This is a genomic window from Pseudomonas sp. CM25 (genome assembly GCF_013179705.1).
Classification (GTDB): Bacteria; Pseudomonadota; Gammaproteobacteria; order Pseudomonadales; family Pseudomonadaceae; genus Aquipseudomonas.
Window position 1 is genome coordinate 1 of record NZ_JABMCW010000273.1, and the last position, 7,663, is coordinate 7,663.

At 65.9% G+C, this 7,663-nt stretch carries 8 protein-coding genes; 6 read left to right on the forward strand and 2 right to left on the reverse strand.

All coding sequences use genetic code 11. From position 1 onward, the window contains the following. From HP546_RS22620 to HP546_RS22640, 5 genes are all read left to right on the forward strand, one after another. A partial coding sequence (locus HP546_RS22620; RefSeq protein WP_172229712.1) for a carboxymuconolactone decarboxylase family protein occupies nucleotides 1-554 on the forward strand: 554 nt, incomplete at its 5' end. Nucleotides 555-653: 99 nt separating this feature from the next. Continuing rightward, entirely contained in the window at nucleotides 654-1,718 is a 1,065-nt protein-coding gene (locus tag HP546_RS22625) for an acyl-CoA dehydrogenase family protein (protein WP_172229715.1), read from the forward strand. Next, nucleotides 1,715-2,536, forward strand: a complete 822-nt coding sequence (locus HP546_RS22630; RefSeq protein WP_172229718.1) for an ABC transporter ATP-binding protein — start codon at nucleotides 1,715-1,717, stop codon at nucleotides 2,534-2,536. The genes HP546_RS22625 and HP546_RS22630 overlap by 4 nt, the downstream gene beginning before the upstream one ends. Then, nucleotides 2,523-3,728 carry an ABC transporter substrate-binding protein gene (locus HP546_RS22635; RefSeq protein WP_172229721.1) on the forward strand — a complete coding sequence of 402 codons (1,206 nt, stop codon included), beginning with the start codon at nucleotides 2,523-2,525 and terminating at the stop codon, nucleotides 3,726-3,728. The genes HP546_RS22630 and HP546_RS22635 overlap by 14 nt, the downstream gene beginning before the upstream one ends. Then, the gene (locus HP546_RS22640) at nucleotides 3,728-4,483 is read left to right on the forward strand and encodes an ABC transporter permease (protein ID WP_172229724.1); all 756 of its coding nucleotides are present in this window, start codon (nucleotides 3,728-3,730) and stop codon (nucleotides 4,481-4,483) included. The genes HP546_RS22635 and HP546_RS22640 overlap by 1 nt, the downstream gene beginning before the upstream one ends. A 110-nt stretch (nucleotides 4,484-4,593) precedes the next feature. Here HP546_RS22640 and HP546_RS22645 read toward each other — a convergent pair whose 3' ends face one another. Both HP546_RS22645 and argC read right to left on the reverse strand, forming a co-directional pair. Next, nucleotides 4,594-5,280, reverse strand: a complete 687-nt coding sequence (locus tag HP546_RS22645) for a GNAT family N-acetyltransferase (protein ID WP_172229726.1) — start codon at nucleotides 5,278-5,280, stop codon at nucleotides 4,594-4,596. Between the two features lie 80 nt (nucleotides 5,281-5,360). Then, on the reverse strand, nucleotides 5,361-6,302 hold the full coding sequence (argC, locus tag HP546_RS22650) for an N-acetyl-gamma-glutamyl-phosphate reductase (RefSeq protein WP_172229728.1): 942 nt from the start codon (nucleotides 6,300-6,302) through the stop codon (nucleotides 5,361-5,363). Between the two features lie 217 nt (nucleotides 6,303-6,519). Between argC and HP546_RS22655 the strand changes: the two genes are divergently transcribed. After that, entirely contained in the window at nucleotides 6,520-7,401 is an 882-nt protein-coding gene (locus tag HP546_RS22655; protein ID WP_172229730.1) for a LysR family transcriptional regulator, read from the forward strand. Nucleotides 7,402-7,663: the final 262 nt, after the last annotated feature.

A 7,663-nucleotide genomic window follows, 5' to 3' on the forward strand; every position in this document is an offset into this window, starting at 1 on the left:
CGCGCATTACTCTACACACCCTGCAGACCGCACCGGAAGCGGCCCGTCCGTTCCTCGAGAACGCTCAGAAGGCATCCGGCTTCATCCCCAACCTGCTCGGCGTGCTGGCCAACGCCCCGGCAGCGCTGGAAACCTATGTGACCGTTTCGGCGCTCAATGGCAAGTCCGAACTGACCCTGGCCGAGCGCGAAGTGGTGCAGCTGATCGCCGCTACCCAGCATGGCTGCGATTTCTGTGTCGCCGGCCACACCGCCGTGGCCCTGAACAAAGCCAAGCTGCCGCAGGAAGTGGTTGATGCCCTGCGCGCCCGCGGCGAGCTGCCCGATGCCCGCTACGAAACCCTCGCCGCGTTCGCCCGTGAAGTGATCGCCACCCGCGGCAACGTCAGTGAAGCCACCTACCAGGCTTTGCGCGCAGCCGGTTTCAGCGAGGGCAACGCCCTGGAGGTGATTCTGGGCGTGAGTCTGGCAACGCTGTGCAACTTTGCTAATGTGTTCGCCCAGACGCCGCTCAATGAAGAGCTTGGCAAGTATCGCTGGCAGCCTTCCGCTTGATCCGCGCGTGACACCTGCCATAACGCGGTGGTTGTAGGAGCGGCTTTGTGCCGCGAATGGGCCGCACAGCGGCCCTGGCGTTTCCCAAGGAGCAAGACCATGCAAGATTGTGCATTTCGACGATGGCTGGACGCCAATGCCGAGGCCATCGACCGGGGCCAGTGCGAACCGCAATTGGTATTGGCGCAGATTGCCGAATCGCAGCTGCTGCGTATTGGTGTAGACCCGGCCCTTGGCGGCACGGGCGGGCAGGTTACCGACGCGGTCGAAGCCATTGCCGCCATCGCCAGTCGCTCGCTGGCCGCAGCCTTTGTCTGCTGGGGCCAACGCGCCTTCATCGAGTACCTGCTGCACAGTCCCAACCAGCCCCTGCGCGAGCGCCTGTTGCCGCGCTTGCTGACCGGCGAATTGGCCGGGGCTACCGGGCTGTCCAACGCCATGAAGTTTCTGTCAGGTATCGAAGCGCTGCAGGTGCGCGGTCGGCCGGCAGCCGATGGCTGGGACCTGGATGGGCGCCTGCACTGGGTGACCAACCTGCGCAAAAGTGGATTCGTGGTGGCGGCAGCGATTGAAGACGAGGCCGGAAGCGCGCCGTTCGTGCTGGCCATTCCATCGGACGTGCAAGGCCTGGAGCGTTCGGATGACCTGCAACTGATGGGCCTGCAGTCGAGCAACACGGCGGCGCTGGCTTTGCGCCAGGTGCAGTTGTCGCGGGAATGGCTGCTGCATGAGAATGCCCGCGAGTTCCTGCCGCGGGTACGCCCCGCGTTTCTGGCGTTGCAGTGTGGCATGGCCATCGGCCTGGCGCGACGTGCACTGGAGGAAGTACGGGCGCATCTGAATGGTCGTGCCTCGTTCCTGGAGGAGGCCCGCCAGGTGCTCGGCGAGCGTCTGGAAAATACCGTAAGCGAACTGAAACAGGGCCTGCTCGATGGCCGCTTCCAGCAGCAACCGGCGGCGTTGTTCAAGCTGCGCATCACCTTGGCTGAAAGCGCCGCCGACGCCGTACAACTGGAGCTGCAGGCCAGCGGTGGCAAGGCTTACCTGAGCGAGTATGGCGAAGGGTTTGCCCGCCGCTGGCGCGAGTCGGCCTTCGTGCCGATTGTCACGCCCAGCCTGGTGCAGCTGCGCGCCGAACTGCAGCGCCAGGCAGGCGCGGCATGAGCCCAGTGTTGCTCGAAGCCCGCGACATCAGCCTGGGCTACCCGCGCGAGGGGGGCTGGCAGCAGGTGCTGGCGCAGTTCGACCTGCAGCTGGCACCGGGCGAAGTGGTGAGCATTCTTGGCCCCAGTGGGGTTGGCAAGTCCAGCCTGCTGCGCGTACTGGCCGGCCTGCAGCAGCCACGCGCTGGCAGTGTCACCCTGCACGGTCAGCCGTTGCAAGGGCCGCACCCCCGGCTGGCCGTAGCGTTCCAGGACCCCAGCCTGCTGCCTTGGCTGAGCCTGGAGAAAAACGTCGCCTTCGGCCTGGACTTCGCCCGCCAGCCCAGACTGGCCGCAGCCGAGCGGCGTGCACGCATCGACCATGCCATCGCGGCCGTGGGCCTGGCCCATGCCCGTGGCCAGTTCCCGGCGCAGCTGTCCGGCGGCATGGCCCAGCGCACTGCACTGGCCCGTTGCCTGGCCCGCCAGCCCGAGGTGCTGTTGCTCGACGAGCCGTTCGGCGCGCTGGACGAAGTGACCCGGGCCGACATGCAGCAACTGCTGCTGCAGCTGATCGCCACCCACAATACGGCGGCGGTGCTGATCACCCACGATATTGACGAAGCCCTGCTGCTGTCCGATCGGGTGCTGCTACTGGGCAACCACCCAGCGCACATCCTCGGGCAGTGGCTCGTCGACCTGCCGCAGCCGCGCGCGCAGCGGGTCGACGAGCTGGGCGCCCTGCGTATCGAAATCCTCAAGACCCTTCGGCGGGCAAGCCGCACAGTCGAACCCACCCCAACCCCGTTGCCCTCGGAGGCTGTCCATGTGCATGGATGACTGCTGTTCCGCTTCTTCACGTCGCGATTTCCTCAAGCTCGGTGCCATGCTCACGGCAGCCGGCGCGCTGCCATTGCTTTCAAGCCTGCAGGCCCGCGCCGCCGCCGAACCGGACGCGCCGGTGCGCATCGGCTACCTGCCGATCACCGACGCCACGCCGCTGCTGGTGGCGCACAACAATGGCCTGTTCGAAGCCGAAGGCATCAAGGCCGAGCGCCCGGTGCTGCTGCGCAGCTGGGCCCAGGTGATCGAGGCGTTCATCTCCGGCCAGGTCAATGTCATCCACCTGCTGTCGCCGATGACAGTGTGGGCGCGCTATGCCAGCAAGGTGCCGGCCAAGGTGGTGGCCTGGAACCACGTGGGGGGCTCGGGCCTGACCGTGGCCCCGGACATCACCGACCTCAAGCAGTTAGGTGGCAAGACCGTGGCCATCCCGTTCTGGTATTCGATCCACAACGTGGTGCTGCAGCAGATGCTCAACGACAACGGCCTGACGCCGGTGTCGAGGCCGGTCACTGCCCAGCTGGACGCCAATGAAGTCAACCTGCTGGTGCTGCCGCCGTCCGACATGCCGCCAGCCCTGGCCAGCAAACGCATTGCCGGCTACATCGTTGCCGAGCCGTTCAACGCCCTGGCCGAGAACCTCAAGGTTGGCCGGGTGCAGCGTTTCACCGGCGATGTGTGGCGCAATCACGCCTGCTGCGTGGTGTTCATGCACGAGCATGACCTGAACAATCGCCCGGAATGGTCGCAGAAAGTGGTCAACGCCATCGTCAAGGCGCAACAGTGGACGCGCGATCACCGCGCCGAAGCGGCGGCCTTGCTGTCCAGGGCCGGCCCCAACAAGTACACCCCGCACGAGCCTGCGGTGCTGGCCAAGGTGCTGGCGCCGGCCGCCGAGGACCGGGCTGGCTACATTGCAAGTGGTGCCATCCGCCATCAGCAGTGGGACGAAAAACGCATCGACTTCCAGCCGTACCCGTACCCCAGCTACACCGAAGCGCTGGTCAAGCGCTTGCAGACCACCCTGATCGAGGGTGACAACGCGTTCCTTGCCGGCCTTGACCCGGTGCAGACCGCCAGGGACCTGGTCGACGACCGCTTCGTGCGTAACGCCATTACCGCCGTGGGCGGGCCGTCGGTGTTCGGCATTGCCGACAGCTACGAGCGTAACGAGGAGTTCGCGGTCTGATGCGCACGCATGTCCTGCACGCCGGGCTTGGTCTGGCGGGTCTGCTCGGTTTGTTACTGTTGTGGTGGGCGGGTGTTGCAGTGTTTGGCCAGGCCGATGGCTTGTCGGCGCGCTTTTCGCCCAACGCAACCCTGGCCAGCCTGGTCGAGCTGCTGGGGCAGGGGGAGGTCTACGGGCATATCTGGGTGAGCCTGAAACGCATCCTGATCGGGCTGCTGCTGGCGCTGCTGATTGGTGTGCCGCTGGGCCTGCTGGTGGGTAGCTACCGGCACCTGGAGGCGGCGACCACGCCAGCATTCCAGTTCCTGCGCATGATCTCGCCGCTGTCGTGGATGCCGGTGGTGGTGATGCTGATGGGCGTGGGCGACCAGCCGATCTATTTCCTGCTGGCGTTTGCCGCGTTGTGGCCGATTCTGCTGAACACCGCTGCCGGGGTCAGGCAACTGGACCCACGCTGGCTGCAGTTGAGCCGCAGCCTGAGCGCCACACGCCGGGAAACCTTGTGCAAGGTGATCGTGCCGGGGGTGATCGGCCATGTGCTGACCGGGGTGCGGCTGGCCATCGGCATCTTGTGGATCGTGCTGGTGCCGTGCGAAATGCTCGGGGTCAGTGCGGGGCTGGGGTACTTCATCCTCGATACCCGTGACCGGCTGGCGTATTCCGAGCTGATGGCGATGGTGCTGCTGATCGGGGTGCTGGGCTTTGTGCTGGATGCCTTTGCGCGAGGGCTGCATCGGCGCTGGGTGCATGGCTGATGGGCCTATGAGGTTTCTTCGCGGGCTTGTCCGCTCCCACCGGTATTCATCGCCCTTGGGTCTTGTGATATCCCTGTGGGAGCGGGCGAGCCCGCGAAAAGGCCCCTCGATCAATGTACGGTCTTGCGCTGCCGCACACACTCCCGCGCCTGAACGGCCAGCTCGTCCAGCCGCTCATCGCGCATCTGTTCCGCTTCGATCATCGCATCTTCACCCTGCTGGTTAAGCAGGTAGGTATGAATCTGCATCACTTCAACCGCCTCGTAGATCGGTGCAATGTCCAGCCGCCCGATCAACGCACCGCTGGCTTGCCCGGTACTGCTCATCAGCACCTGCGGCCCGTTGGCGGCCACTGCCTGCATGCCCATGGCCTCGAACCACGGCACCTGGCTGGCAAAGGCGTTCAGTTCCACGCAGGCATGCCGCGCCTGCAGATCACCCAGCAAGGCGCGGGCGATACCTTGGCGGCGGTGGCTGGGTTGCACGGCCAGGAACGCCAGCGCGCAGGCCTGTTCGTCGTCCTCGGCCGGCAGCGACAGGGCAAAGCCCAGCAGCTGGTCGGGCGCCTCGGCGTCCAGCGCCAGTGTCAGCGCCACCGCCAGGCCGCGGGTGCCGTCCATGGCTTGCAGGTACTGGTGCACCTCCATGCCGACGCCGTACTGGTACAGCGGATACAGGGGGTTGTCGGCAGTGATGGCGACACTGCTCAGTTCGCTGACATTGTGGATCACCAGCTCGCGGATCTGGTTCTGGAAAGATTCGGGCGGCACGCTGTCGAGGCGGCTCAGGATGAACATCGGGTGACGGGCTCCGGCGGGTGGGAATACAGCCCGCGCCGTGCTGGCGCGGGCTGTACAGTTTAACCGGTTTTTCCGTTTCAGCCTTGTGCCTGTAACGCACCAAGCATCAGGTCCAGGTTTTGCACCGCCGCGCCCGAGGCGCCTTTGCCCAGGTTGTCGAACACCGCAGTCAGCAGTACCTGGCCGTGCTCGGGGTTGGCGAACAGCGCCAGGCGCAGGTCGTTGCTGTCGTTGAGCGCCTCGGGGTCGAGGTTGGCCGCAGCGCCGTCCTGGTGCAGGGGCATGACCTGGACGTGCCGGGCACCTTGATAGTGCTGTTCCAGGCAGGCTTGCAGCTGGCCGGCGCTGACCTGGCCAGGCAGCAGGCGCAACTGCAGGGGAATGCTCAGCACGATGCCCTGGCGGTAGGCGCCGTATCCGGGCATGAACATCGGCCGGGCCGACAGGCCGGCGTGCTGCTGGATCTCTGGTACGTGCTTGTGCGCCAGTTCCAGGCCATAGAGCTGCAGGGTCGGGGCCTTGCTTGCGTCGGGCTGTTCATGCCGTTCGACTGCAGCGCGTCCGCCGCCGGAGTAGCCAGAGATGGCGTGGATGTTCAGCGGATAGTCGGCGGGCAGCAGGCCGGCCTTTACCAGTGGGCGGAGCAGGGCAATGGCCCCGGTGGGGTAGCAGCCGGGGTTGCTGACACGCTTGCTTTGCGCAATGCGCTCGGCTTGTTGGTCGTCCAGCTCTGGCAGGCCATAGACCCAGCCCGGGGTGGTGCGGTGCGCGGAGCTGGCGTCGATTACCCGCACCTGCGGGTTGTAGATGGCCGCCACGGCCTCGCGGGCAGCGTCGTCGGGCAGGCACAGCAGGGCGATGTCGGCGCTGTTGATTGCCTCGCGGCGGCGTTGCGGGTCTTTGCGTTCGCTTTCGGGCAGGGTCAGCAGGCGCAAGTCGCTGCGGCCTTGCAGACGGGCGTGGATTTGCAGGCCGGTGGTGCCTTGGTCGCCATCGATGAAGACAACAGGGGTATGCATGGTCGGGGTCCGGTTGGGGAGGGGGGGGTTATGCTCGCCTGTGGCTTTGATTAAGGAAATTTGAATATCATGACGGTAGTGTTCAGATTTTCTGAACGAACATGTCAAGGCCGGCCCTTTAGCGGGTAGATCGGATCGCCGCACCGCCGCTTCTACACGGACGGGGCTGGGTTTGACAGGCCCTCAGGCTCTTCCTGCGAAGTGGACGGTATAGACAATGCGCGAAATAAGCCTCGACCGCCTCCGCACCTTGGTGGTCATCAGCGACCTTGGCTCGTTTGCCGAGGCTGCACGCCAGCTCAACCTGGCGCCGCCCACCATCAGCCTGCACGTGGCCGAGCTGGAGGCGCGGGTTGGCGGTGCTTTGCTCAGCCGCACCCGCGGCCAGGTTCGGCCCACCGCGATCGGCGAAACGCTGCTGGCGCGTGCCCGTCGCTTGCTGGCCGATGCCGACCTGGCGCTTGAAGAAGTGCGCCGGCAGGTCGAGGGGCTGACCGGCCGGGTGCGGCTGGGCGCGTCCACCGGGGCCATCGCCCACTTGTTGCCTCAGGCGCTGGAGCAGCTGCGGGTGGAGCACCCGAGGATCGACGTGCAAGTGCAGGTGCTGACCTCGCAGGCGTCGCTGGCACGGCTGCGCGAGGGCACGCTGGACATCGGCCTGGTGGCCTTGCCGCAGGTGGCGGGGAAAGGGTTGACGGTAACCCCTTGGCGGCGCGACCCGATCCTGGCTTATGTGCCTGCCGACTGGCAGCCACCGGCGAAGGTTACGCCGGCCTGGCTGGCGCAGCGGGCGTTGATCCTCAACGACAGCAGCACCCAGCTGTCGCGGGTGACCGGGGAGTGGTTCGCAGCGGCGGGGCTGTACCCCGAGCCGCGGATCGAGCTGAACTACAACGATGCGATCAAGAGCCTGGTCGGCGCCGGGTATGGGGCGACGTTGTTGCCGCAGGAAGGTGAGGCGGCGGAGCTGGACCGGCGTGTTATGCGCAGGCCGCTGCGGCCGGGGTTATGGCGGCAGTTGGGCATCGCTTGCCGGGAAGGGCAGGGGGAACGGGCAACGGAGTATGTGCTGCAGGCGTTGGAGCGTTTGCGGCAGTAGGGGCTTGATCGCTGGCAGGGGATTTTTGGGGGAATTGCATCGGGGCTGACAGGTGCTTGGCACAGCATTTTCAGCGCCTATGAGATCGAGCGCCGCCCGCGCGGCGCTCGATCTCATAGGCGCTGCACCTCTAATGGCAAGCACCTGTCAGCCCTGATGCAATTTGCCCTGGAGCATAGAGTCACCCTCACACTCTGCGCAACGCCTGGTGATCGGTTCTCGTGTGGCAGCAACCTCACCGCCGCTCTCGCGCCCGTACCTG